Source organism: Azospirillum sp. A26, from assembly GCF_042604635.1.
Classification (GTDB): domain Bacteria; phylum Pseudomonadota; class Alphaproteobacteria; order Azospirillales; family Azospirillaceae; genus Azospirillum; species Azospirillum palustre.
In genome coordinates this window covers 510,164-533,553 of the sequence record NZ_CP170472.1, presented here as the reverse complement: position 1 = coordinate 533,553, position 23,390 = coordinate 510,164, and the positions used below count along the sequence as shown (strand labels likewise).

The following is a 23,390-nucleotide window of genomic DNA, read 5'->3' as shown; positions in this document are numbered from 1 at the left end:
CCCGCCTCACGGCGGGCTTTTTTTTGGCCTGCTATCGGCCTCCCTTACCGGCGCGCCTCGGGCGGGAACACCAGGCTGACCTTCAGACCGGGCTGGTTGTCGCTCAGCTCCAGCTTCGCGCCATGCAGCGTCGCCACCGCATCGACGAGGCTCAGCCCCAACCCGTTGCCGGGCGAGGCGCGGGCGGTGTCCAGCCGGACAAAGCGTTGCAGAACCTTGTCGCGCATGTCCGGCGGAATGCCGGGACCGCTGTCGGCGACCTCGATGCAGGCGGCGCGGCCGGGGGCGTGACCGTCGAGGACCAGCACGATGCTGCCGCCGTCCGGCGTGTATTTGATGGCGTTGTCCAGCAGGTTCGACACCGCCTGGGCCAGAAGCTGCCCGTTGCCGTGGACGACCGGCTTGCCGCGGATGTCGACCGACAGGCGCTGCCCCCGCTCCTCCGCCACCGGCTCGTAGAGGTCGGCGGCGAGTTCCACCACCTCCGCCAGATCGACCGCCACGAAGTCCTGCCGCTTGGCGCCCGATTCCGCCTCCGCAATCGACAGCAGGGCGGTGAAGGTGGCGAGCAGCCGGTCGGCCTCGACGATGGTGTCCTGCAACACGGAACGATAGACTTCCGGGTCCTCCGTCTCGTGCAGCAGGGCCAGTTCGATGCGGGAGCGCAGGCGGGTCAGCGGCGTGCGCAGGTCGTGGGCGACGCTGTCGGTCACCTGCTTCATGCCGGTCATCAGCCGTTCGATGCGGTCCAGCATGGCGTTGAGGTTGCCGGCCAGCCGGTCCATCTCGTCGCCGCCGCCGAAGCGCGGCACGCGGTCGGTCAGATCGCCGCTCATGATCTGGCGGGTGGTGCGGTTGATCGCCTCGATCCGCCGCATGGCGCCGCGGCTCATCAGCAGCCCGCCGCCCAGCCCGAGCAGGGCGGTCGCCCCCAGGATCCAGCCGAGCGAGCGGAACATCCGGGTGCGCAGCTGGTCGATCTCGCTCATGTCGCGGCCGACCAGCAGGCGGAATTGCCCCGGCAGCGTGAAGGTCACCGCCTGGGCGGTGGAGGGACGGTCGGTCACCCCGCCATAGTCGGCGACCTTGAAATGGGTCCAGCCGCTGGCGTTGGGCACCGCCGCCGGCCAGCCCGACAGGTTGCCGGCCAGGATCACCCCGGCCGCCGTGGTCAGCAGATAGATGGAGTTGTTGTTGGCGACCGCGCTGCGCGTCCGCACCACATCGACGAGGCCGGGCAGCCCGTAGTTGCGGTAATGGTCCTGCAGGCCGGCGACCTCCAGTGCGATGGTCTCGCCGATCTCCTGCTCCAGGAATCCCGCGGTGGTGCGGTAGACGACGCCCAGGATCAGCCCGACCGACAGGACGAACATCGCCAGATAGAGCAGCGCCAGCCGGAACGCCGTGGTCCGCACCAGCCGCAGCACGGCTGCGACGAAGCCGTGCAGGCCGGCGGCGGCCGCGCCCTCATGCCTCATGCGTCACGCAATTCCATCGGGACCCTTACGCCTCCGCCGCGCGCAGACTGTAGCCGGCGCCGCGCACGGTGTGGATCAGGGGGGTGGGGAAATCCTTGTCGATCTTCTGGCGCAGACGGGCGATGTGCACGTCGATCACGTTGGTCTGCGGATCGAAATGATAGTCCCACACATTCTCCAGCATCATGGTACGGGTCACCACGCTGCCGGCATTGCGCATCAGATATTCCAGCAGCGAGAACTCGCGCGGCAGCAGGTCGATGGCCTTGCCGGCGCGCCTGACGCTGCGCGACAGCAAATCGAGTTCCAGATCGCCGACCGACAGGCGGGTCTGCGGCTGGGCGGCACCGCGCCGGCGCACCAGCACCTCGATCCGCGCCAGCAGCTCGGAAAAGGCGAAGGGCTTGGTCAGGTAATCGTCGCCGCCGGCCTTCAGCCCCTTCACCCGGTCGTCGACGCTGCCCAGCGCCGACAAGAACAGGACGGGCGTGTCGTTGCCGGCCGCCCGCAGCACCTGGACCAGCGACAGGCCGTCGCGGCCGGGCAGCATGCGGTCGACGACCATCACGTCGTAATGCTCGGCCCCGGCCAGGAACAGGCCCTCCTTCCCGTCGTTGGCGACGTCCACCACATGGCCGGCCTCCTTCAACCCCTTGGCAAGGTAGCTGGCGGCCTGGCGATCATCTTCTATGACGAGAATCTTCATGAGCACGAGTGTAGCCTCCCAAAACAGCCCGGCCAAGCACGAGGGTGTCGTGCCCGGCCGGACTTTCCGTCACTCAGAGAGCGCGTTGCCTCACGCCTTCAGCTTCAGCGCGACGAAGGACTCGTTGCCCTGCCGGTTGATCAGCATCAGCAGAGCCTTCTGCCCCGCCTTTTCGGCCTCGCTCACCTGATGGCGGACGTCGGCCGGGCTCTTCACCAGGGTGTCGCCGACCCGCTCGATCACGTCGCCGGGACGGATCGGCACGTCGACGCTGGAGGACAGGCCGGTCACCACGACGCCCTGGATATCCTCGCCGATGCCCAGCCGCTTGCGCGCCGCCCGGTCCAGCGGGGCGAGCTTCAGCCCCTTCACCGGCGCGACATCCTCGTGCTCGGCGGAGCCCTTGCCGGAGTCGGTCTCGGCGGCGGCCATCTGCTGCTGTTCGGACAGGCGGTCGATGCGCACCGGCACCGTCTTCTCGCGGCCCTCGCGCAGGATCTTCAGGTCCACCGTGTCGCCGGCCTTGGTGTCGGCGACATGGCGGGTCAGGTCGCGCAGGTTGTTGACCGGCTTGCCGGCGTAGGACAGCACCACGTCGCCCTGATGCAGGCCGGCGCGCTGGGCCGGGCTGTCGGCGGTCACCTCGGCCACCAGGGCGCCCTTGGCGCTGGGCAGCCCGACGCTGTCGGCGATGTCCGGCGTCACCTCCTGGATCTTCACGCCGAGCCAGCCGCGCTCGACCTTGCCGCTGTCCTTCAGCTGGGCCACCACCTCTTTGGCGAGGTTGGAGGGGATGGCGAAGCCGATGCCGACCGACCCGCCGTTGGGCGAATAGATGGCGGTGTTGATGCCGATCACCCGGCCGCTGAGGTCGAAGGTCGGGCCGCCCGAGTTGCCGCGGTTGATGGCGGCGTCGAGCTGGAAGTAATCGTCGTAGGGGCCGCTGTGGATGTCGCGGCCGCGGGCCGACACGATGCCCTTGGTGACGGTGCCGCCCAGCCCGAACGGGTTGCCGACCGCCATCACCCAGTCGCCGACGCGGGTCTTGTCGCTGTCTGCCCAATCGACCGACGGCAGCGGTTTGTCCGACTTCACCTTCAGGAGCGCGAGGTCGGTCTTGGCGTCGCGGCCGATCAGCTTGGCCGGCATGGCGGTGCCGTCCTGCAGGGTGACGGTGATCTCGCTGGCGCCGTCGATGACGTGGTTGTTGGTCACGACATAGCCGGCCGGGTCGATGATGAAGCCGGATCCGAGCGCCCCGGTCTTGCCGCGCGGACCCCCCTGGTCCTGATCCTGGTCGCCGTCAGGGCCGCCATTGGGACCGCCATTCCGGTTCATCTGGTCCTGGAACTGGCGGAAGAACTCCTCGAACGGCGTGCCGGGGGGCACACCGGGGATCGCCGGGCCGCGCTGGGTCCGCGCTTCGGCCTTGGCCTCCTGGGTGGCGGCGATGTTGACCACGGCCGGGCTGACCTTGGCGGCGAGGTCGGCGAAGCTGGCCGGCGTGTCCTGCACCATGGCGACGGCCGGCGGGGTGGCGTTCTGCTGTGCCTGCGAAACCGCCCAGCCGGTCAGCGCCGGAGCCGTCAGCACCGTGGAGCCCAGCAGCAGGGCGGCGACGGTCCGGCGCAGGCGGCCCGCACGCCCGATTTCGCTCCGGGTCTCGCGCTTCGACTGGGAATTGGCGGGAGGAAGGGTGGTCATGACGGCGACACTCCGATCAGGCGATTCCGACTGTGGGGAGGTGGGCGGGCGGTCCGGCCGCCGCGGCACCTCACCGCTGTTGTCCCCAACATAGGAACCCGCCCTTCACCGCCGCCTTGCGACCGGATGAAAGAAATTTCAGGCTGGCCGGCTGGATCGGCCGGATCGGTCTTGCGGGCCTACTCGCCGATCAGATGCAGTGCGATCTCCCGCCAGTGCGGCCGGGCGCGGTGTTCGAACAGGTAGATGCCCTGCCAGGTGCCAAGCGCCGGCTCCCCCGCCATCACCGGGATCGACAGGCTGACGCCGGTCAGGGCGGAGCGGATGTGGGCGGGCATGTCGTCCGGCCCTTCGGTGGTGTGGGCATAGAGCGACGGGTCCTCCGCGACCAGACGGCGGAAGAAGCGCAGAAGGTCGGCCTGCACGTCGGGATCGGCATTCTCCTGGATGGTCAGGGAGGCCGAGGTGTGGCGGCAGAGCAGCGTTAGCAGCCCGGTGTCCATCCCCTGCTCGGCCACCCAGCGCCGGACCTGGGCGGTCACCTCGACCAGCCCGGCGCCGCGGGTGGGAACGGTCAGCGTCGTGACGGCTTGTCGCATGGCGTGCGGTCTCCTTTATGGTTCTTTGGCTTGGTTCCGGGGACGGGCAATACCAGATGTCTCTACCCCAACGGTTCGCCCGAACGAAATCGATGGGCGCACTGTTTCTGTCGGAAGGCCAGGGAGGAAGACGGCGCATGGACATCACCGGCACCCACAGCGTTCCCGGACCGCGCGACCGCGTGTTCGCGGCGCTCTGCGACCCGGCGGTGCTGATGCGCTGCATCCCCGTGCTGGAAGAGATGGAGCGGCTGTCGTCCACCGACTATGCCGCACGGGTCCGCACCACGCTTGGGCCGATGAAGGCGCGCTTCTCCGGCCGGCTGCGGCTGGAGCCGGAAGACGGCGCCCACCGCTACCGGCTGGTCGCCCAGGGCAATGGCGGGCTGGCCGGTGCAGTGAAGGGCGAGGCCTTCGTGGTGCTGGAGGAGGAGGACGGCCGGACCCGGCTGACCTACAGCCTGTCGGTGGCGCTGGGCGGTGCGGTCGGCCGGCTGGCGGTGAAGCTGGTGCAGGCCAAGACCGACCGCGTGCTCGCCGGCTTCTTCGAGCGCTTCGCGGAGGAAGTCGACGCCCGCCCGGAGCAAGAGGATGTGTGATGCGGCGCAATGCCGCAGGGCTGGAGAGCGCCTTTCGCAGGCGCAGCATCATGGGTCAGGATAGCAGGCGTCGCGGGTGCTCTTTGCCGGTGGAGATGCCGAGTGGTCCTGTCCCAGCCCACTGCCCACAGCCTTGACCGAATTCCCGTTGCGGATGACACCACCGACCGCATGATCTTCGGCCGCATCCTGGCGCTTGCCGCCGCCGATCCGGCGCGGACGATGACAGGATCGCTGGCGCTGACCAAGGCCGAGTTGACGGAGCTTGCCGCAAGACACGCGCCCGATTTCGCCGTCGCCGTCGCCGCCCTCCCCGGCGGGGACGACGCCGGCGAGGACGCCATCGAAGAGGCCGATTTGCGGGCCTTCCTGGCCGAGCATGGTGCCAGGGGAGCCGACGAGGAGCGCTGGCTGGCCGCCATCCTGGCCCGCCGCTCGCTGGAGCCCAACCATCTGTGGCAGGATATGGGGTTCCACGACCGCGGCGAACTCAACACCATGTTCCGGCGGCATTTTCCGGCGCTGGTGGCGCTGAATTCCAGCGACATGAAATGGAAGAAGTTCTTCTATCGCCAGCTTTGCGAGCGCGAGGGGCTGATGCTGTGCAAGTCCCCCAACTGCGAGGTGTGCGACGACGTCGAGGTCTGTTTCGGCGAGGAGGCCGGGGATCCGCTGTCCACCCTCTCCCGCCTGGCGCGCAACGGGTAAAGACGCTCAGCGCGGCTGGGCGCCCAGATCCTCGAAGGCCATGCCCTTGTCGGTGTGGCGGAAGCGGCCCTTGCCGTTGACGGTCAGCGGCGGCTGGCCCGGCTGCGGCACGAAGGTGGCGGCGTAATAGCAGTCATACCGGCCGCTGCCGTCAGGGCTGCTGCCGGTTGGGCCGCCCTTCGGCTTCGCCTCGACGCAGCCCTGCTTGCGGAAATTGTCGAAGGCACGGAAGGCGGTATTGCCCTGGCGCTCCAGCGTGCGGCGGGTGTGCGCCTCCACCAGCTTGCGCATGTCGCCCTCCGACGGCTCGCCCGAACAGGCGGCGAGCAGCAGCGCGGCGAGCAGAACCAGACGCCTCACCGCCCGCCCAGCAGCCGGTCGACCCGCTCCTTCAGGGCGGCGAAGGAGGGCGGCTTGACCACGAAACCGTTGACGCCCAGCGACATCGCCTGCTTCACGATCTCGGATTCGGTGTGGTTGGTCAGGAACACCACCGGGCCGCGGGGGTTGGCGGCTTCGGTGCTGGCGCGCAGACGGGCCAGGAATTGCAGGCCGGAGACCGGCTTCATATCGATGTCGCAGACGATCAGGTCGGGATTGACGCGGATGCACTCGTACATCGCCGACTCGCCGTTGTCGGCCTCCGTCACGTCGCGGAAGCCGATCTGGCTCAGGATCTGGACGATGGTGCGGCGGACGAAGGGCTGGTCCTCGACGACCAGGATCCGAAACTGGGAATAGTCGATCGCCTGCATATCCACTCCCATGTCTCCAGCCACCACACCGCATCCCACTGATACCGTCCGAACCGGTGGCGGGCAATCGAAGGTCGGTTACCGGCGGATGCAATATGATTTTGGTTCTGTAAATTTTCCGACAATCTGTAATACCGGAGCCGTCAGCCGCCGGCCTGGACCCGGCCGGGGAACAAGCGCTCCAGAACCGTGCGCAGACGCTCCATGGTCAGCGGCTTGTGCAGGCAATCGTCCATCCCGGCGGCGCGGCAGCGCGCGTCGTCCCCGGCATCGGTGCCGGCGGTCAACGCCACGATGGGCACGCGGCCGGCCTCCCCTGGCAGGGCGCGGATGGCGCGGGCAGCCTCATGGCCGTCCATCACCGGCATCTGCACGTCCATCACGATCAGGTCGAACCGCCTGTCCGTCGCGGCGGCCAGCCCCTGCGCCCCGTCCTCCGCCGTCGTCACCGTGTGGCCCAGCGCCTTGAAGAAACCGGCGGCCACCAGACGGCCGATGGGGTTGTCCTCCACCAGCAGGACCGACAGGGCGGCGGGGCGCAGCACGGTCCGCACCGGGATGAGAACGGTCAGCCACTCCCCCGCCGCGCCATCCGGCCCGTCGGTCGGCAGATGCCCGCTCAGGCGCCGCACCAGCGGCTGGACCGCGGCCAGCACCAGGGGGCGCAGCCGGGCCGGTCCCCGGCGCCGCAGCGTCAACTCGGCGGCATCGCCCGCCGGCCGCAGCGACAGGGACAGCGACGCTCCTGCCTCAACTGCCAGCAGCGTCAGCAAGCCCCGCAGCCCTGCGGCATCGCCGGTGAACTCCTCGTCCGCCCCGCCTTCAATCGTTACCGCGTTTGCCGTCACCGCCCTCGCCGTTGCCGCCGTCGCATCGGCGGCCAGTGCCGCCAGCGTCAGGCTTTCCTCAGCGCCCGGCCCCACCGGGCGCAGGGCCGCCATGGTGGTCCGCAGGGCGGCGCCCGCAGCCTGGACGGCAAGCAGCCGGTCCTGCTGGCGCGGCAGCAGCGGCGACTCCAGCGCGGCGGCCGTGAGCGCCATCATCGGATCGAGCACCGCCGCAACCGCAGCCCCCGCCGCGTCGAGCAGCGTTGCAGCCTCGGCCCGGCCCCGCTGCGCCTCGGCCAACGCCGCCCGCAGCCGGTTCTCCCGCATCTGGCGCCGGCGGGCGGCCGACACCGCGCTGCGCAGAGCATTTCCGTCGCCTGCCGGCAATGCATCCTGCGCGCCCGCCGCGATGAAGCCCGCAACATCGTGCCCCTGCCCGTCCGGCAGCAGGACCACCACCGCCGGGGCCGGTTCCAGCCGGGCCAGCGCCTCGACCGCCGCCACCGCGGGAGTGTCGAGAAGCACCACCGTTTCCCCCGCCGCCATACCGCCGCCGCGCAGCCGGTCCAAGGCGGCGGCCACCGTGTCCACCCGCGCCAGCTCCGGAAAAAGCGGGGCGAGCCCTCCGGCGAGTGCCGCCGCCTGCGACACCAGAAGCACCGCCTCATTTGCAGCCGACCTGGGTTGGATCATGGGTTGGGCCTTGAATCCTTCTGCCATTTTTCCTCGAACGAACCGTCAGCCGGCGATGGATGTGGGAACGGAGGCTGTGGAAACGGAAGCCGGGGCAAGGACCGGGCCGGGATGGCCGTCGCCGATCACCACGCGGTTGCGGCCCGCCGCCTTCGCCTCATACAGCGCTTGGGTGGCGCGGCCAAGCGTCCTCATCCTCGACCAGCAGGATCTCGAAGGGGGTCGACAGGTCCTGCATCAGGGGACTCCTCGGTAGGAGGGATGGGGCAGATGAATGGAGAAGGTGCTGCCGACGCCGGGGCTGGACAGGACGGTGAGGCGGCCGCCCAGCCGTTCCACCATCTTGCGGGCGATGGCCAGCCCCATGCCGGTGCCGGGATGCTCGTCGCGCGGATGCAGGCGCCGGAACACCTCGAAAATCTGGTCGCGGTGGCGCGGTTCGATGCCGATGCCATTGTCGCGCACGTCGATCACGTCATGCCCGTCGACCCGCCGGTGGGAAATCTGCACCTCCGCCGCGCGGTAGGGATGGCGGTATTCGATGGCGTTGGCGATCAGCACGATGAAGATCTCGCGCAGCCGGCGCTCGTCGGCCTGCACCGACGGCAGCTCGGCCACGGTCACGGCGGCGCCGGCATCGGCGATGCGCCGCGCCAGCGCCGCCAGCGCCGCCTTCAGCGGATCGCCGGCCGGGATGACGCTGCAGCCGAGCGGCACCCGGTCCTCCGCCAGGAAGAGCTGCACATCGCGCAGCAGCATCTTCAGCCGCCCGGCGCCGTCGACGATCTCGCGGATGAAGCCCTCGCTCTCCTCGTCCAGCCTGCCCTTCTGCTGGCGCTCCAGCAGCTGGACGTAGCTGGCGATGGCGCGCAGCGGCTCCTGCAGATCGTGGGCGGTGGCATGGGCGAACCGCTCCAGCTCGTTCTTGGCACGGCCAAGCGCGGCGGTGCGCAGGTCGACCTGCCGTTCCAGCGTGTGGCGGCGGCCGATGGCCATCAAGGTCACCGTTTCGATCAGCAGCGACAGCAGGAAGAAGGCCAGTTGGAAGCCGCGGAAGGTCGGATCGCCACGGGCGAGCCCCTCCCAGCCGGTGCGCGGGGCCAGCGCCAGATGCCAATAGCCGTCGGGCAGGTTGATCCGCTCGACCAGCGGGTCGCCCTTCAGCGCCAGGGCGTCGCCGGCCACCTGCCGACCGTCGTCGGTCACCACGGCGAATCCCAGATGCGCCGGGAGCCGGTCGAACCGCACCTCGTTCAGGATGGCGCCGACGTCGAACACCAGCCCGACCGCGCCCCAGGGCTTGCCCGGTCCAGAGACGATCTGGCGGGCGATCAGCCCCTGCCCGCCCTTCAACAGGGTGACCGGGCCATGGACGGTCACGTCGCGGCTGACGATGGCGCGCTGCACCGTATCGGCGAAGCCCGGCCGGGCGTCCCGCAGCAGGTCGTTGCCCAGCACCTTCTCGTTGCCTTCCATCGGATAGACGATGCGGACGACGAAATCGGGGGCGGCGGAGATGGTGCGCACCCCCACCACCGACCGCCGCAGCCCCTCCGCATAGCGCGGGAACTGGTCGGCGAGGTTGCCGGTGCCGGACGCGACCTCGACGAAGGCGGTCAGGCCTCGGACCAGGGCAAGGCGCTCGTTCAGCGCGCTCGACAGGGTGCCGGCGAGCGACGATGCGGTCAGCGCCGCGGTGGCGCGGTGTTCGGCCACCAGGACACGGACATAGACGTCGGCCATCCAGACATAGCCGACCAGCAGCACCAGCGTCACCACCGCCTGGACGGCGGCGGGCTTCCAGATGCGCAGTCCGCCGGCCAGCAGGCGGCGCAGGACGGCCGGCCGGCGCGGCGCGGTCAATGGCTGCGCCGTCATGATCGGATCCGTGCCTCCTCAGTGTGGACAGATCGAAGGGTTCCGTACAGCGGACGGGATGCTTAAAACTGCATGCACCGCCGGCAATGACCGCAATCATATCCCGTCACCCGGCAAGGACTCCCCCTGTGAAATTGTCACAGGAGATAAGTCACCGATATGCGGGATGAAGACGATGCGTAGCGTTCGGTGCGACCGATCGATGACGGAGCGGCAGGCTTATCCGCCCTGCGGTCAGGCCGCCACGTCGACCGGCGGGCGGTTCTTGGTGGCGATCTCCACGGCCCGCGCGAAATCGCCCGCCATCTTCTCCGCATCGAAGGCCAGATGGATGCGGCTGTGCTCCACCGCCTTCACCACCACCGCCACCTCCGCCGCGTAGCGGTCGAGCCGCAGATGACCGATGGCTCCCGCCAGCGAGCGGCCGTCGGTCGTCGTCACCGGATCGATCATGGCGCCGCCGATGGACAGGTTGCGCACGGTCACCGCCAGCCGGTCGCCGCCGATCAGCAGGGTTCCCGTCTCGTCCACCTGGAAACGCGGCTTGCGCCGCCGGTCGGCATCGCCGGTGGAGGTGCGGACGATGCGGACCAGAACCTGCCGCAGACTCTCGATGGAGCGGGCGACGTCGCCGGACCCGTTCTTGACATGGGTGGCCTGTTCGCCGGTGCGGTCGGCCTCCTCCGAGACCGCGGCGATGCGGTACGACACTTCCTGCGCCGCCGTGGAGGTCTCCACCACGTTGCGGCTGATCTCCTGGGTGGCGGCCGACTGCTGCTCCATCGCCGCGGCGATGGAACCGGCGATGTGGTCGATCTCGGCGATGGTCCGGCCGATTTCCTCGACCGCCTGCACCGCCTCGTCGGTCACCGCCTGGATCGCGGTGATCTGGCGGGTGATCTCCTCGGTCGAGGATGCGGTCTGGTTGGCGAGGTTCTTGACCTCCTGCGCCACCACGGCGAAGCCCTTGCCGGCTTCCCCCGCCCGCGCCGCCTCGATGGTCGCGTTCAGCGCCAGCAGATTGGTCTGGCCGGCGATGGACTGGATCAGGTTGACCACCTCGCCCACCTTCGCCACCGTCTCCGACAGCGAGCGGATGGTGGCCTGGGTGTGATGGCCGCTCTCCACCGCGCGGCGGGTCACCGCGCTGGAATGGGCGACCTGCGAGGAGATCTCGCGGATCGAGGCGGCCAGCTCCTCGCTGGCGGCGGCGACGGTCTGGGCGTTCGCCAGCGCCTGCCCGGCGGCGGACGCCACGGTCTGGGCGTTGATGCTGACCCGCTCGGCCGAACCGGACATGCCCTCGGCATCGTCTGCCATGGCGCCGGTGCGCTGGGCGACCTCCTCCACCGCGCGGCCGGCCTCCCGCTCCACCGTCGACGCCATGTTTTCCAGGGCGCGGCGCCGTTCCTCGTCGGCATGGCGGGCACGCTCGACACGCTCCTGCACGGCATAGCACAGGCGCGCCTTCAAGCCGCGCAGCTGGCCGGCGATGAGATGGAATTCGGCCGCGGCCGGCAGGTCGATGATGTGGGTCTGGTCGTTGCGGGCGATGGCGTCGAAATCGACCGAGAAGGCGGCGAGCGGGCGGCGGACGGTGCGCAGCAGCAAGAGCCCGCAGAACACCGCCCCCAGCAGGACGGCCAGCCCGGCGGCCACGGCGAACACCAGATGCCAGCGGAAATCCTCCAGCGCCCCCTCATACTCGCCCTTGGCGACCGTCAATTGCAGTTGCAGCAGATCCTTGTTGGTCTGGAAGGCGGCCTGGAACAGCGGGTCGATGCGGTCGCGGACCAGGACCTCCAGCCGCAGCGAATCGCCCTGGCGCGCCAGCTCCACCGCCGGCTTCAGCCCTTCGTTCAGGAAGGCGGCACGCTGCTTGGCGAAGCGGTCCGCCAGAATCGTCTCCTCCGGCGTCATGAAGGTGGTGACATAGTCCGCCCACAGCCGGTCGATGGTGGCGGCATTGCCGGCGATGCGCTCCTCGCGCTGCGCCATCGCCTTGGGATCGGTGCCGTCGCGGGCGTCGATGATCAGCCGCTGCAAGGTCTGCACATTGTCGCGCATATGGTCCAGAATCTCGCCGATCTGGACCGCCGGCACCGTGCGGTGCTCGTACACCATCTTCAGCGACGCGTTGCTGTCGGACATGCCGCGCAGCGTGACGCCGCCGACCGCCAGCATCGACAGGATCATGAAGGCGAAGATCAGGGTCAGCCGCCCGGTCACCGTCGCCATCCAGCGGCGGAACCCCGCCCCGGCGCCGCGCCCGACCGCCTGCCCGTCGCGCACCGTCAGATGGCGCGCCCTGCCCTCGCGGATGTCGGAATAGAGCCGTTCCGTCGCCGCCACCTGATCGCGCGACGGCTTGGTGCGGATCGAGATGAAGCCGGTTACCGTCCCGTTCTCGATCACCGGCGTGACGTTGGCGCGGACCCAATAGAAATCGCCGTCCTTGGTCCGGTTCTTCACCAGCCCTTCCCATGGCCGGCCGTCCTTGATGGTCGCCCACAGGTCGGCGAAGGCTTCCTTCGGCATGTGCGGATGCCGGATCAGATTGTGCGGGGCCCCGATCAGCTCGGATTCGGCATAGCCGCTGATGTCGGCGAAGGCCTTGTTGACGAAGGTGATGCGCCCGCCCGTGTCGGTACGCGACACCAGCAGGACACCGTCTTCCATCACGATTTCACGGTCGGTGATCGGTTCGTTGAGACGCATGGGGACGGGGCCTCGTCAGACAATGGGCACGTTCGGGGGCGCGTTCGGGCAGGCAAGCCGGCGCGACGGGTCGCGACCGGAGGACAGACCAGGGGCCGGCGCACCGCCTGGAAAAAGCGATGGTTCGGCACAGCTAACGGAATGGCGTTTCATCTACTGTGAGTAGCCCATGTCCGCACTGACACAGATCAAGTCAGCAAGGGGCGTGCCATGCACACTGAATTCTTCGCAAACCGCCGTTCCGGTAAAACCCTTATGACCGGGCATGCGCTTCCGCTGGGATTCGCCACGTCCGGAGTCGCAATTTGCGAATGAAAACGCGAGTCAGACGGGAAATTGTCAAATTGCAAAAGATCAAATTCGCCCCAGGCGAATCAGCCGAAGACATAAGGAAATAATAATAAAGAAAAAGCCCCTCTCTCGACTTGGAGAGAGGGGCTTCATAACTGCGACATTCTGCCGCAGCATTTCCGCGTATATGAAAATGCCGCGAGCGGTCAGGACTTCGCCATTAGCTGTTCCAGCCAATGGATGTCGTAATTGCCGTCGATGAAGGCCTGCTGCGCGATGATGCGGTCATGCAGCGGCAGCGTGGTCTGGATGCCGCCGATCACATACTCTTCGATGGAGCGGCGCAGGCGCATCAGGCACTCGTTCCGCGTGGTGCCGTGGACGACCAGCTTGGCGATCAGGCTGTCGTAATGCGACGGCACGCGATAGCCGTCATACAGCGCGGAATCGACGCGAACACCCAGTCCGCCCGGCGCGTGATAGCCGTCGATCTTGCCCGGCGACGGGATGAAGGTCTCCGGGTTCTCGGCGTTCACGCGGCATTCGATGGCATGGCCTTCGAAGCGGATGTCCGACTGGCCGTAGCCCAGCGGCGCACCGGCGGCGACGCGGATCTGCTCGCGGACCAGATCGATGCCGGTGATCATCTCGGTGATGGTGTGCTCGACCTGAAGGCGGGTGTTCATTTCGATGAAATAGAACTGCCCGTCCTCGTAGAGGAACTCCATCGTGCCGACGCCGCGGTAGCCGATGGCCGCCGCCGTCTTCGCCGCCAGATCGCCGATGAAGGCGCGCTGTTCGGCGTTCAGCGCCGGGCTCGGCGCCTCTTCGATGACCTTCTGGTGCCGGCGCTGGACCGAGCAGTCGCGCTCGCCGAAATGCACGCAGGTGCCGTGGGTGTCGCCCAGGAGCTGGATCTCGATGTGCCGCGGATGGCCGAGATACTTCTCCAGATAGACCTCGTCGTTGCCGAAGGCGGCGCGCGCCTCGCCACGGGCCAGCTGATAGGCTTCCTTCAGCTGGTCGGGGTTGCGGGCGACCTTCATGCCCTTGCCGCCGCCGCCCGCCGCCGCCTTGATCAGCACCGGATAGCCGGTCTCGTGGGCGACCTTCTCCGCATCCTCCAGCGACGTCACCGGGCCGTCGGAGCCGGGCACCACCGGCAGCCCCTGCTCCATCACCGTCTTCTTGGCGGTGACCTTGTCGCCCATGATCCGGATATGCTCCGGCGTCGGGCCGATGAAGGTGAAGCCGTGCTCCTCCACCATCTCGGCGAACTGGGCGTTTTCCGACAGGAAGCCGATGCCGGGATGGATGGCGTCGACATTGGTGATCGACGCCGCCGACAGGATGGCCGGAATGTTGAGGTAGCTGTCGCGCGCTGACGCCGGACCGATGCACACGCTTTCGTCGGCGAGGCGGACGTGCATGGCGTCGGCGTCGGCGGTGGAATGCACCGCCACGGTCTGGATCCCCATTTCGCGGCAGGCGCGGTGGATGCGGAGCGCAATCTCACCACGGTTCGCGATCAGGACCTTTTCGAACATCGCCAAGGGAATGCCCCGCTTACTCGATGATGAGGAGAACTTCGCCGAATTCGACCGGCTGGGCGTCGGACACCAGCACCTCGGCGACGGTGCCGCCGCGCGGGGCCTTGATCGGGTTCATGACCTTCATCGCCTCGATGATCATGATGGTCTGGCCGGCCTTGACCACGTCGCCCGGACGGACGAAGGGCGTGCCGCCCGGCTCGGCCGCCAGATAGGCGGTGCCGACCATCGGCGAGGTCACGGCACCCGGATGGCTTGCCGGCTTTGCAGCGGCCGGCGCCGCCACGGCGACCGGAGCGGCCGCCAGGACCGGGGCTGCCTGGACGGCGACCGTCTGGGCGGCGGTCGGGCGGGTGACGCGGATACGCTTTTCGCCCTCGGCGAACTCGATCTCGCTCAAGCCCGTCTCACGCAGGAGGTCCGCCAGCTTGCGGACCAGATCGCCGTCGATGTCGAAGCTCGCCATGATGTCAGTCGTTCCCGTTTCCTTAATCGCGGTCGATGATGTTCGCGATGGCGTCCAGCGCCAGAAGATACCCGTGCGGCCCGAACCCGCAGATCATCCCCCTCGCCACCGGCGAGATGTAGGAGTGATGGCGGACCGGCTCGCGCTTGAAGATGTTCGACAGATGGACCTCGATCACCGGCAGATCCGACAGGATCAGGCTGTCCATGATCGCGACCGAGGTGTGGGTGTAGGCGCCGGCGTTGATGACGATGCCGTCATTCTCCGTGCGGGCCTGCTGAATCCACGAAACCAGTTCGCCTTCGTGATTCGACTGCCGGAAATCCACGGTCAGACCCAGCGTGTCGGCACGCTCGTGGCAGGCGGCCTCCAGCTCGTCCAGGGTCATCGACCCGTAGATTTGCGGCTCCCGCACACCCAGCATGTTGAGGTTCGGCCCGTTGAGGACCAGAATCGACGCGTCGATGGCCACAGCCCGCGCCCCTTTTCCATGATCGAAACCGCGCGTTTATATCACGAAGCACCGTCCTGTCCATGGCGACGGGGGCCTTCCGCGCGGAAAAGCGCGCCCAAATCGGGAAAATCGCCGCGGCAGGGCCGGAAGCCCGCGCGGATCCCCAAGGGAAAACCCCAGCAATATCAGGGAGCAGGCTGAAGCGTGTGGCTGAGGAGCAGCTGGTGGTAGACGCCCTGACGTTTCAGGGTCTCCAGCCCGTGGTTGAAGGCGGCGACCGTCGTCTCCGCCCCCGGCGTGGCGCGTCCGACCACCAGATGCAGCGTCACCACGGCGAAAGGCCGGTCCGCCACCCGGATGTCGTCGGCCAGCCCGGAGCGCTGAATCGCCGCGGCGCCGCTGAACTCGTCGATCACCAGAACGTCGGCCCGCCCGGTCGCCACCATGCGCACGCAGGCGCCCAGGTCGGACGGGGTCTGCCGGGTCAGGCGGCCCTGCCCGACCATCGCCTCCAGCCCGGCCGGCAGGGCATAGCCCACCGGCTGGCAGATCGTCCGCCCCTGGAAATCCTCCAGGCCACCGGAGTCGCCGCCTCCGGTCCGGCCATGGAACTCCATCCCGGACCGGTCCGACAGATAGACGAACTGCCGCACCTCCATCACCGGGTCGGAGAACAGCACCTCCCGCTCGCGCTCCGGCGTGCGGATGTAGGGAAAGGTGGCGAGGAAACGGCCGGCCACCACGCCGTCATAGCCGCGCTTCCACGGCATGAAGCGCACGTCGTAGCGGCGCCCGCCGACCGCGAAGGCGCGGCGGACCAGATCGGTCACCAGCCCACCGCCCGGCAGGTCATCGCCGGTGTAGGGGGCATAGTCGCTGCCGGTCACCAGATCCAGGCCGGTGTAGGGGGCCGGGGCCGGTTCCTTGCCGCCGGTCTCCGAGACGGGAACCTGCGCCTGAGCCGGGGCGATGCACAGCAGCAGCCCGGCCAGGACGGCGCCCGCGGCCGAGGATCTCACCGTGCCAATCGCTCCGTTTGCCGATTCCCGCAAGTCCGTTGGCCGCCTGCTAATGGGTCCGGTGCCGCGGTCGCACGGCGCCGGCCAAGATCTGACGGACGAGATCTAACGGTCTGCACGCCGCGCTGTAAAGAGCCGCCGACATCGGCCGCCGGCTTGCGGTCACTTACGGTCACTCAGCCGCGGCGGCCGGCGGGATCGGTGTAGAGGTCGTTGAGGCGCTGGACATGCACCGCCGTCGCCTCGCGGATGGCGAAGATCGCCTTGCGCGCCCGCCCGCCCCAGCCGGCCGGCTGGCTGGCGAAGATCGAGCGGAAGAAGCGGGTGTTCCGCAGGAAGGCCTGCCGCAGATTGAGGTCGACGTCGCCGAAACGGTCGCTCAAGGTGGCGGCGATGCGGTGGGCGAAGAACTGGCGCAGCTTGAAATGCCCGGCCAGGAACAGCCCGCCCAGCAGCAGCGCGGTGCCGATCAGGTGCAGCGGAAGCCCGCTGTCGCCGGACTCGGACAGCCAGCCGAGGAAAGCACCGAAACCGCCGCCCAGCGTCTGCACGACGGTACCCAGCAGCGCCAGCAGCAGCACGCCCCACACCGCGTCGCCGATCAGCACGCGGCGGCGCCACGCCGCCATCGCCTCGCGCAGCTTGGGCAGCACCTCTCCCTCCACCTCCTTGGTCAGGCTGTCGATGGAGCCGATGATGCGATAGGCGCGGGCGACCTCGACCTCGTTGATGCGGGTCTGGAGTTCGGCCAGATCGTGGTCGCGGCGCGCCTCGTAGCGGGCGCGGCGGCCGTCATCCTCGATGTCGACGGCGGAGCGCTGATCGTAGATGGCATAGAAGCGGCCCGACACCAGCCCGGCCTGGGCGATGGCGCGCTGCCAGGCGCCGAACACCGCCTCGAGATTGTCCTCCTTGGCGGTGGTGTCGACCTGATTGAGGACGTAGCAGACCTTGCGGGCGTCGGCGCGGTTGACCGTCTTGGCGACCAGATGGCGCAGCGTGTCCTGCATGGCGCCCGGTTCCGGATGGCGGGCGTCGAAGAAGACGAGCACGAGGTCCGACAGCTCGACGATATGGTCGACCAGCCGCAGGACCGAGCGGCGCTGGTCGTCGGCGTCGAAGCCCGGCGAGTCGATGAAGATCTTGCCCTTGGTCCGCGTCCCGGCCAGCGTCTTCAGCTGCAGGTAATTGTCGATCCGCTTGCCCTCGCCGGCGGCGACCTTCTCGATCTCGTCGGCGATGCGATAGAAGGGGAAACGCGGGTCGGCGTTCAGCGCGGTGCCGGGCAACGCCTCCTTGCGAGTTTCCGGACCGTGGCAGATGACGGTGAACTTGTCGTCCACCGCCTGATTGCCGGTGTTCTGCAACACCTCGCCGAGATAGCCGTTGAGGAAGGTCGACTTGCCGGCGGAGAAGGTGCCGAGCACCGCGACCATCGGCCACCAGGGAATGCGGGTGGTCAGCGATTCATGGCGGTCGATCAGCCCCAGCCCGGCCAGGATGCGGTCGAAGGCGCGGAAGGTCGGAAGGACCGGCAGCAGGTTGGGGTTTTCCGCCCGCAGATGGGCATCCAAAGCCGCAAGGCGCTGCTGAAGGGCTTGCCGGGGGGTCATGGCGGGCGAATTCCACTGTTGGACGGGCCGAAAAGAACGGCCCCTCTCTAGCACGGGCGCGACCGGCACCGGACATGAATTCTCCCTCATCTTCCGGGCAGGAAGGCGGGGTTGGGAATTCGGACGGTGTCGGGCGAAATGCCGCGGGAACAGGACCGGGCGGACGCGCGTTTCCCGGCGATGGACGACAGCGACCATCAGGACGGCGCCCCCCTGCCGTCGGGGGCCGATCAGGCGCATCGGCTGACCGCGGACGAGCTGGCCTTTCTGCTGCGCGACCCGATGCTGCGGGCGCGGGAGGCGGAGCGTGCCGCGAAGTCCAACCGCAGCCGCACCGAACGGCGGGCGGCGGACCCGGCCTATGCCGAGCGACTGCGGGCCGGCGACCGCGAGCGCCAGCGCCGGCGGCGCCTGCGCGAGTCCATCGGCCGGCCCGAACCGCCGGAGCCGGCGGCCGCCGACCTGCCGGACCTGACCGTGGCGCAGGCGGAGGCGCGGCTCACCGACCATTTGGACGGCAGCCCGTCCGCCCAGGCGGCACAGCTGCGCGGACGGCCCGACCGCATCCGGCTCTATGCCGAGGCCTTCGTCGCCTACCGCATTTTGTCGGCCGGCGGCGTCCGTCCAACCCGCGGGGCGCTGGCCGCCCTGCTGAAGTCCCGCTTCGGCCGCACCGTCACGCCGTCCCAGGTCCAGAAGCTGCGCGACCATGTGGAGGGCTTCGCCATGGCCGGCGGCCCCTGGGGCATGGAGGTGTCCCACCCGTCCGGCACTGCCCGAACGAGGAGCACCCGCAAGGCCGATACGGATAGTCACGCACCACGGCCCCCGCGGCCCTGAATCGCCGGCTGCGGACACTGGTTAACGGCTGCTTAATAAGGTTAATTATGTATTAACGCTTGTCTGGCCAACCATGCGGCCCAAACGGCCCGGCCCGATTGCTGCGTGACGGGCTGTATCGGCCTTGAGAGAAGAAAGTTTCTCTCTGTCCTTCGGTTTATTTATTACAACCAGAAGGTTCTTCACCACCATTTGTGGCGGTACAAATCTTATCGGTCCTCGATCACGGAATTTCTATAATCGAAAAGCTATCGGCCCAACCAATGGATGATCCCAAAGACTCGGTGATTTCCGCAAAGGGATGAGCGCAGGGTTCCGGCAGAGCCTTGGCGCAATTGATTCTCAGCGTCGGCTGAAATAATACAAAGTTGTAATATGACAACCCCTGCGAATGCTGCACCACCACCAACGCCTATCGGAATATGGCAAACACACACCAATATTCAGAAGTTTTCTCTTGAATCGCTTCAACGAATGTGTGAACAATCTTTTCATTATCGCAAAGACAAGCCGCGGAAGACTGGGCAGCGGAGACCAATGGACATGAGTGAACCGACGGCTCGCAAAAGAGGACGACGCGGATCGCCTGAGTCCTGGTCTGTGGACGCCCATGTCGGGCAGCGCGTGCGGATGCGCCGGACCCTGCTGGGAATGAGCCAGGAAAAGCTGGGCGAAGCGATCGGCCTGACCTTTCAGCAGGTTCAGAAATACGAACGCGGCTCCAACCGCATTTCGGCGGGCACCTTGTATCGGCTGAGCCAGGTTCTGGACGTTCCCGTCAGTTTCTTTTTCGATACCTACAGTGACGCCGACAGCCCACGCCGCCCACGCGGCGGCTTCGAGGAGTCGGACGAAGCCGACAGCCAGATCAGCCGGCGCGAGGCGCGGCTGCTGCGCCTGTGGCGCGCTGCTCCCTCCCATGTGTCGGACGAGATGCTGTCGCTGCTCTCCGCCCTCTCCCCCGAAATCAGGGAGCCGCCGGAAGGCCCCGGCGAGGGCGAGGACGGCGAGCCGGATTCCTCCCCTCAATCGGGCAGCTCACAGTCGTCGGTCGTCGGTGGAAGCCGCCTTGCCGGCACCGAGATCGTCGCCGCCGGTCCGGATGGGGAAAGCGTCCGCAAAGCCGGACGCCCGGTGCGCAGCGATGCGCCGCGGGTCAAGCCGGCGAAGTCGGCCGACGCCGCCAGCCAGAGCAAGTCGCGCCGGCGTCACGGCGCGGTGTGGGACCCGACCGACATCCAGCGCGCGTCTAAGCCGTCGCCGAGAAACTGATCCAGGTCCGGAATCAGGCCCGGCATTCGAAAAGCCGCATTTCACCGCCAGCACACCAAAGCGCCAGCACACGAAAAAGGCTCCGCATCGGCCGATGCGGAGCCCTTCTCATGACAGGACGGGTACGGTTGCTCCGCGGCCTTACCAGCTGCGGACCGGACCGACGTCGAGATGGACGAAGCCGCTGCGCGGGTAGAAGCCGACACCGCCGGACTGCATGCCCTTCGCCGTCTCGGAAATCGCGCGCAGCTGGGTGTCGGGCAGGCGGATGTCGATGGCCATGCCGCGGGTGTGATAGCTCTCCTTCGCGACGCCACGCGACCGGCGCCGGGCCATCGCATTGGTGCGGCGGGAGCGATAGCCGCAGATCACCTCGAACGGATCGTCGGATCCGACGCTCTGGTGGACGCGGGCGAGCAGGTCGAACAGGCGCGGATCGTAGTGGCAGACCTGCTTGGCGCGGTGGTCGCGCAGAAGCACGTCCAGCTTGCGCAGCACGTCCGGCTTGTAATTGCCGTCGGCCCAATAAACGCCGTCGAACCGTTCCTGCGTGTTGATGTTGTGCAGGCTGAGGCGCCGGACGCTGCCGGCCAGGGGAGCGGCTTCCGCAGCACCCGATCCCAGCAGGACCGGCGCCGTCGCCACACCCGTCACCACGCTGGTGGCGACCCCCGTCATCATCCCCGATGCGGCCGGAAGAGCCGCAGATACCGCCGCCGCGGCAAAACCAAGGAACCCGCGCCGCCCGATTGCCGGTGCGGCACGCTCATCATCCCCCAAATGCATCCCCGAACCTCGTCGTCTTACGTTTTTGCCGTTCTACGCTGTGGCCGTTCGGCGTTTGGCGGGTCGCGTGGCGCCCGCGGTGTATAGTATCAGCCTTATGACCAACGCTGACCCGAAGCGTCCCGTCTGGTGTGAATCGTCTCCGGACGGATATTCGTATAGGGAAGGTCATCGGCCGAGGCAATTAAAAAATTTCGCAGTGTGACCTTCTTGCATAGGCAGGTCATAGGACGGCGGCAGGAAGATCACACCGGAAGAATGATCGACCGGATTTCTCGCCGCACGCCTCGCCTTCCATTATTGCGTTGCATAAATTGATAGGAAGGGCAGCGGTGCATCCATTCCGATGCTTCGCTGGACCACAGTGACAGAAGGTGCCGCCATGATCGCTTCCGCCGACCTCCGCATGTCCCGCAAGCTGGCCCTGCTGGCGCTGACCGCCGCATCGGCGATGGCGCTGCTCGGGGCCGGACCGGCCGACGCCCTGCCCTACCGCGACACCTTGACCCAGTGGGCCGACCGGCTGGACGCCGCCGCGGTGGAGCTGGACAGCGCGCCCGTGCAGGCCTCCACCCGGATCGGGGAAGGCGGGCTGATGAAGCTGGGCAGCAGCGGCGAGCGTGTCGGCCGGCTGGCGCAGCGACTGGCCGAACTCGGCCTGCTGCCGGCCGACAAGGTGTCGGAGGTCTTCACGACCGACATCGACCGCGCGGTGAAGGCGTTCCAGCTCGCCCAGCGCATGAAGCCCGACGGGCTGATCGGCGCCGGCACAAGGGCCGCGCTCGACCGCACGCCGGCGGAGGCCGCGGCGCTGATGCGACAGAGCGCCGTCGCGATGCGCAGCTTCCGCGACACCGCGCCGGACAATATCCTGGTGGTGAACCTGACCAACCAGACCACCACCCTGGTCCGCGGCGGGGAGGAGGAGCTGACGATGCGCGCCATCGTCGGCCGGCCGTCGCGCGAGACGCCGCTGCTGACCGACCGCATCACCCACGTCATCGTCAATCCGACCTGGACGGTGCCGCCCACCGTTCTGAAGGAAGACAAGCTGCCGAACCTGCGCGCCAAGGGCACGCCCGGCATCCAGCACGCCATCGTCTATCTCGATGGGCAGGAGGTGGCGCCGGAAACGGTCGACTGGCATGACGTCACGCCAGGCCGCGTGCGCATCGTCCAGCAGCCGGGCGACCACAATGCCCTCGGCCGCTTCCGCTTCAACCTGACCAACCCCTACGACATCTATCTGCACGGCACCAACGAGCCGCGGCTGTTCGCCCGCGAACTGCGCTCGATCAGCTCCGGCTGCGTCCGTCTGGAGGATCCGCGCAAACTGGCCGAACTGCTGTTGCAGGGCACCAGCGTGACGCCAGAGCGGATCGACCGCATGCTGAGCAAGCAGCAGCCGCAATGGGTCAAGCTGGCGGCACCGATGCCGGTGCAGTTCGTCTACTGGATCGCGACGGTGGAGGCCGATGGGGCGGTCCGCCTGCATCCGGACATCTATGACCGTCTGGACGATGCGCCGGCCGCGGTGTCCGTCCCGGCTCCGCCGGCCGGCGCGCTTCCCGCCGCCACGCCCGCCGCGGCCCCCGCGCTGTCCCCGGCTCCGGCTGCCATGCCGCCTGCCGGCCGGCAGCCCGACGCGGGCCGCGCCGCCATGCCGCTGGACAAGAGCGGCACGGCGGAAAGGTCGGCTGACAAGTCCAGCGTCTGAAGACGGCCGGACCGCGCGGCGCCTGCCTAATTGTTTAGGCCCGGCGCCGCGTCTTCTTGCTGCGGTTGGGCGGCACGGCGGTCGATGCCGCCTCTTCCGGTGTCGGCCAGACGTCGCGGTCGCCGCGCATCGGGATGCCCATCTCTTCGCCCTGGTCGGCGAGGCCGGGCTGTTCGCCCTGGTTGGCGATGCTCAGCACCGGTTCGACCGGCTCGGTGCGCATCGCCGTCGCTTCCGGACCGCCGGCAGGGTTGGGCTTCAGCGTGTCGAGATAATTGTCCTGGATGGCGATCTCTTCGCTGGCCAGCTCCCAATGGGCCTCGGAACGCCCCTCCGGCCGGCCTTCATTTTCCCAGATCTCGTGCGCGCGCCGACGGATGCGGCTTTCCAAATCCTCGGCCATACGGGTCGTCTCCTTCATGGGTGGGCCTTGCGGGGGGAGGCGGGAAGGGCGCGCGGCGGCAGTCGCCGCCCCGGTCCGCCCCGCCGGTCCTGTAATGAACCCCGCCGCTCCCCCGCCGGTTCCGGCGCGCTTCCGCTCTATGCTTTCGTACTGCCCGCAGCCGTCACCGTTTCCGAACGGCAACGCCCCTGTGAAAAGCGGCGAAGCCGCCACAATTCCGCCGCTTGTCGTTTGAATTAACCCCATCGTGATGATATTGCACCGCCATCAACCGGCGGTCCGCAGACAGTGGCTGGGCCAAGCGACGGGACCGA

At 68.1% G+C, this 23,390-nt stretch carries 21 protein-coding genes and 1 pseudogene; 5 read left to right on the top strand and 17 right to left on the bottom strand.

What is annotated here, in order from left to right; genetic code table 11:
• Nucleotides 1–44: 44 nt before the first annotated feature.
• From ABNQ39_RS03060 to ABNQ39_RS03045, 4 genes are all read right to left on the bottom strand, one after another.
• Nucleotides 45–1,478: a sensor histidine kinase gene (locus ABNQ39_RS03060; RefSeq protein ID WP_376958826.1), complete on the bottom strand. Its 1,434-nt coding sequence runs from the start codon at nt 1,476–1,478 to the stop codon at nt 45–47.
• A gap of 25 nt (nt 1,479–1,503) precedes the next feature.
• Nucleotides 1,504–2,184, bottom strand: coding sequence for a winged helix-turn-helix domain-containing protein (locus tag ABNQ39_RS03055; RefSeq protein ID WP_098740149.1), 681 nt, complete (start codon nt 2,182–2,184; stop codon nt 1,504–1,506).
• Between the two features lie 90 nt (nt 2,185–2,274).
• Nucleotides 2,275–3,888: a DegQ family serine endoprotease gene (locus ABNQ39_RS03050; RefSeq protein ID WP_376958824.1), complete on the bottom strand. Its 1,614-nt coding sequence runs from the start codon at nt 3,886–3,888 to the stop codon at nt 2,275–2,277.
• 179 nt (nt 3,889–4,067) lie between these two features.
• On the bottom strand, nt 4,068–4,487 hold the full coding sequence (locus ABNQ39_RS03045) for a secondary thiamine-phosphate synthase enzyme YjbQ (protein WP_376958822.1): 420 nt from the start codon (nt 4,485–4,487) through the stop codon (nt 4,068–4,070).
• A 137-nt stretch (nt 4,488–4,624) separates the two neighbouring features.
• Between ABNQ39_RS03045 and ABNQ39_RS03040 the strand changes: the two genes are divergently transcribed.
• Together ABNQ39_RS03040 and ABNQ39_RS03035 are read left to right on the top strand one after the other, a co-directional pair.
• Nucleotides 4,625–5,086, top strand: coding sequence for a CoxG family protein (locus ABNQ39_RS03040; protein WP_376958820.1), 462 nt, complete (start codon nt 4,625–4,627; stop codon nt 5,084–5,086).
• 102 nt (nt 5,087–5,188) lie between these two features.
• Nucleotides 5,189–5,794, top strand: coding sequence for a nitrogen fixation protein NifQ (locus tag ABNQ39_RS03035; RefSeq protein WP_376958818.1), 606 nt, complete (start codon nt 5,189–5,191; stop codon nt 5,792–5,794).
• A 6-nt stretch (nt 5,795–5,800) separates the two neighbouring features.
• On the opposite strand, the gene ABNQ39_RS03030 is transcribed toward ABNQ39_RS03035, so the two are convergent.
• From ABNQ39_RS03030 to ABNQ39_RS02980, 11 genes are all read right to left on the bottom strand, one after another.
• A complete protein-coding gene (locus tag ABNQ39_RS03030) occupies nt 5,801–6,154 on the bottom strand; it encodes a hypothetical protein (RefSeq protein ID WP_376958816.1) in 354 nt (117 codons plus the stop codon).
• Entirely contained in the window at nt 6,151–6,549 is a 399-nt protein-coding gene (locus ABNQ39_RS03025; RefSeq protein ID WP_376958814.1) for a response regulator, read from the bottom strand. The genes ABNQ39_RS03030 and ABNQ39_RS03025 overlap by 4 nt, the downstream gene beginning before the upstream one ends.
• Before the next feature lie 143 nt (nt 6,550–6,692).
• Nucleotides 6,693–8,069, bottom strand: a complete 1,377-nt coding sequence (locus ABNQ39_RS03020) for a response regulator (protein WP_376958812.1) — start codon at nt 8,067–8,069, stop codon at nt 6,693–6,695.
• A 45-nt stretch (nt 8,070–8,114) separates the two neighbouring features.
• On the bottom strand, nt 8,115–8,264 hold the full coding sequence (locus tag ABNQ39_RS03015) for a hypothetical protein (RefSeq protein ID WP_376958810.1): 150 nt from the start codon (nt 8,262–8,264) through the stop codon (nt 8,115–8,117).
• 42 nt (nt 8,265–8,306) lie between these two features.
• Nucleotides 8,307–9,947 (bottom strand): sensor histidine kinase, encoded by a 1,641-nt coding sequence (locus ABNQ39_RS03010; protein ID WP_376958808.1) that lies wholly within the window; start codon nt 9,945–9,947, stop codon nt 8,307–8,309.
• Nucleotides 9,948–10,181: 234 nt separating this feature from the next.
• On the bottom strand, nt 10,182–12,665 hold the full coding sequence (locus ABNQ39_RS03005; RefSeq protein ID WP_376958806.1) for a methyl-accepting chemotaxis protein: 2,484 nt from the start codon (nt 12,663–12,665) through the stop codon (nt 10,182–10,184).
• Between the two features lie 497 nt (nt 12,666–13,162).
• Nucleotides 13,163–14,503, bottom strand: a complete 1,341-nt coding sequence (gene accC / locus ABNQ39_RS03000; protein ID WP_109151491.1) for an acetyl-CoA carboxylase biotin carboxylase subunit — start codon at nt 14,501–14,503, stop codon at nt 13,163–13,165.
• Nucleotides 14,504–14,522: 19 nt separating this feature from the next.
• The gene (gene accB / locus ABNQ39_RS02995) at nt 14,523–14,972 is read right to left on the bottom strand and encodes an acetyl-CoA carboxylase biotin carboxyl carrier protein (protein WP_098740163.1); all 450 of its coding nucleotides are present in this window, start codon (nt 14,970–14,972) and stop codon (nt 14,523–14,525) included.
• Between the two features lie 22 nt (nt 14,973–14,994).
• Nucleotides 14,995–15,444 carry a type II 3-dehydroquinate dehydratase gene (gene aroQ, locus ABNQ39_RS02990; protein ID WP_098740164.1) on the bottom strand — a complete coding sequence of 150 codons (450 nt, stop codon included), beginning with the start codon at nt 15,442–15,444 and terminating at the stop codon, nt 14,995–14,997.
• 167 nt (nt 15,445–15,611) lie between these two features.
• Nucleotides 15,612–16,445: a substrate-binding periplasmic protein gene (locus ABNQ39_RS02985; RefSeq protein ID WP_376958804.1), complete on the bottom strand. Its 834-nt coding sequence runs from the start codon at nt 16,443–16,445 to the stop codon at nt 15,612–15,614.
• A gap of 176 nt (nt 16,446–16,621) precedes the next feature.
• Nucleotides 16,622–18,058: a dynamin family protein gene (locus tag ABNQ39_RS02980; RefSeq protein WP_376958802.1), complete on the bottom strand. Its 1,437-nt coding sequence runs from the start codon at nt 18,056–18,058 to the stop codon at nt 16,622–16,624.
• Between the two features lie 138 nt (nt 18,059–18,196).
• Here ABNQ39_RS02980 and ABNQ39_RS02975 point away from each other — a divergent pair, with 138 nt between their 5' ends.
• The gene (locus ABNQ39_RS02975) at nt 18,197–18,898 is read left to right on the top strand and encodes a hypothetical protein (RefSeq protein WP_376958800.1); all 702 of its coding nucleotides are present in this window, start codon (nt 18,197–18,199) and stop codon (nt 18,896–18,898) included.
• 543 nt (nt 18,899–19,441) lie between these two features.
• Nucleotides 19,442–19,694, top strand: a pseudogene (locus ABNQ39_RS02970) (helix-turn-helix domain-containing protein); the annotation flags it as partial.
• A 617-nt stretch (nt 19,695–20,311) separates the two neighbouring features.
• On the opposite strand, the gene ABNQ39_RS02965 reads toward ABNQ39_RS02970, so the two are convergent.
• Complete coding sequence (locus tag ABNQ39_RS02965) at nt 20,312–20,851, bottom strand: DUF882 domain-containing protein (RefSeq protein ID WP_376958798.1); 540 nt, start codon at nt 20,849–20,851, stop codon at nt 20,312–20,314.
• Nucleotides 20,852–21,338: 487 nt separating this feature from the next.
• Here ABNQ39_RS02965 and ABNQ39_RS02960 point away from each other — a divergent pair, with 487 nt between their 5' ends.
• Complete coding sequence (locus ABNQ39_RS02960; protein WP_376958796.1) at nt 21,339–22,673, top strand: L,D-transpeptidase family protein; 1,335 nt, start codon at nt 21,339–21,341, stop codon at nt 22,671–22,673.
• 34 nt (nt 22,674–22,707) lie between these two features.
• On the opposite strand, the gene ABNQ39_RS02955 is transcribed toward ABNQ39_RS02960, so the two are convergent.
• The gene (locus ABNQ39_RS02955; protein WP_376958794.1) at nt 22,708–23,076 is read right to left on the bottom strand and encodes a DUF2934 domain-containing protein; all 369 of its coding nucleotides are present in this window, start codon (nt 23,074–23,076) and stop codon (nt 22,708–22,710) included.
• Between the last annotated feature and the right edge of the window lie 314 nt (nt 23,077–23,390).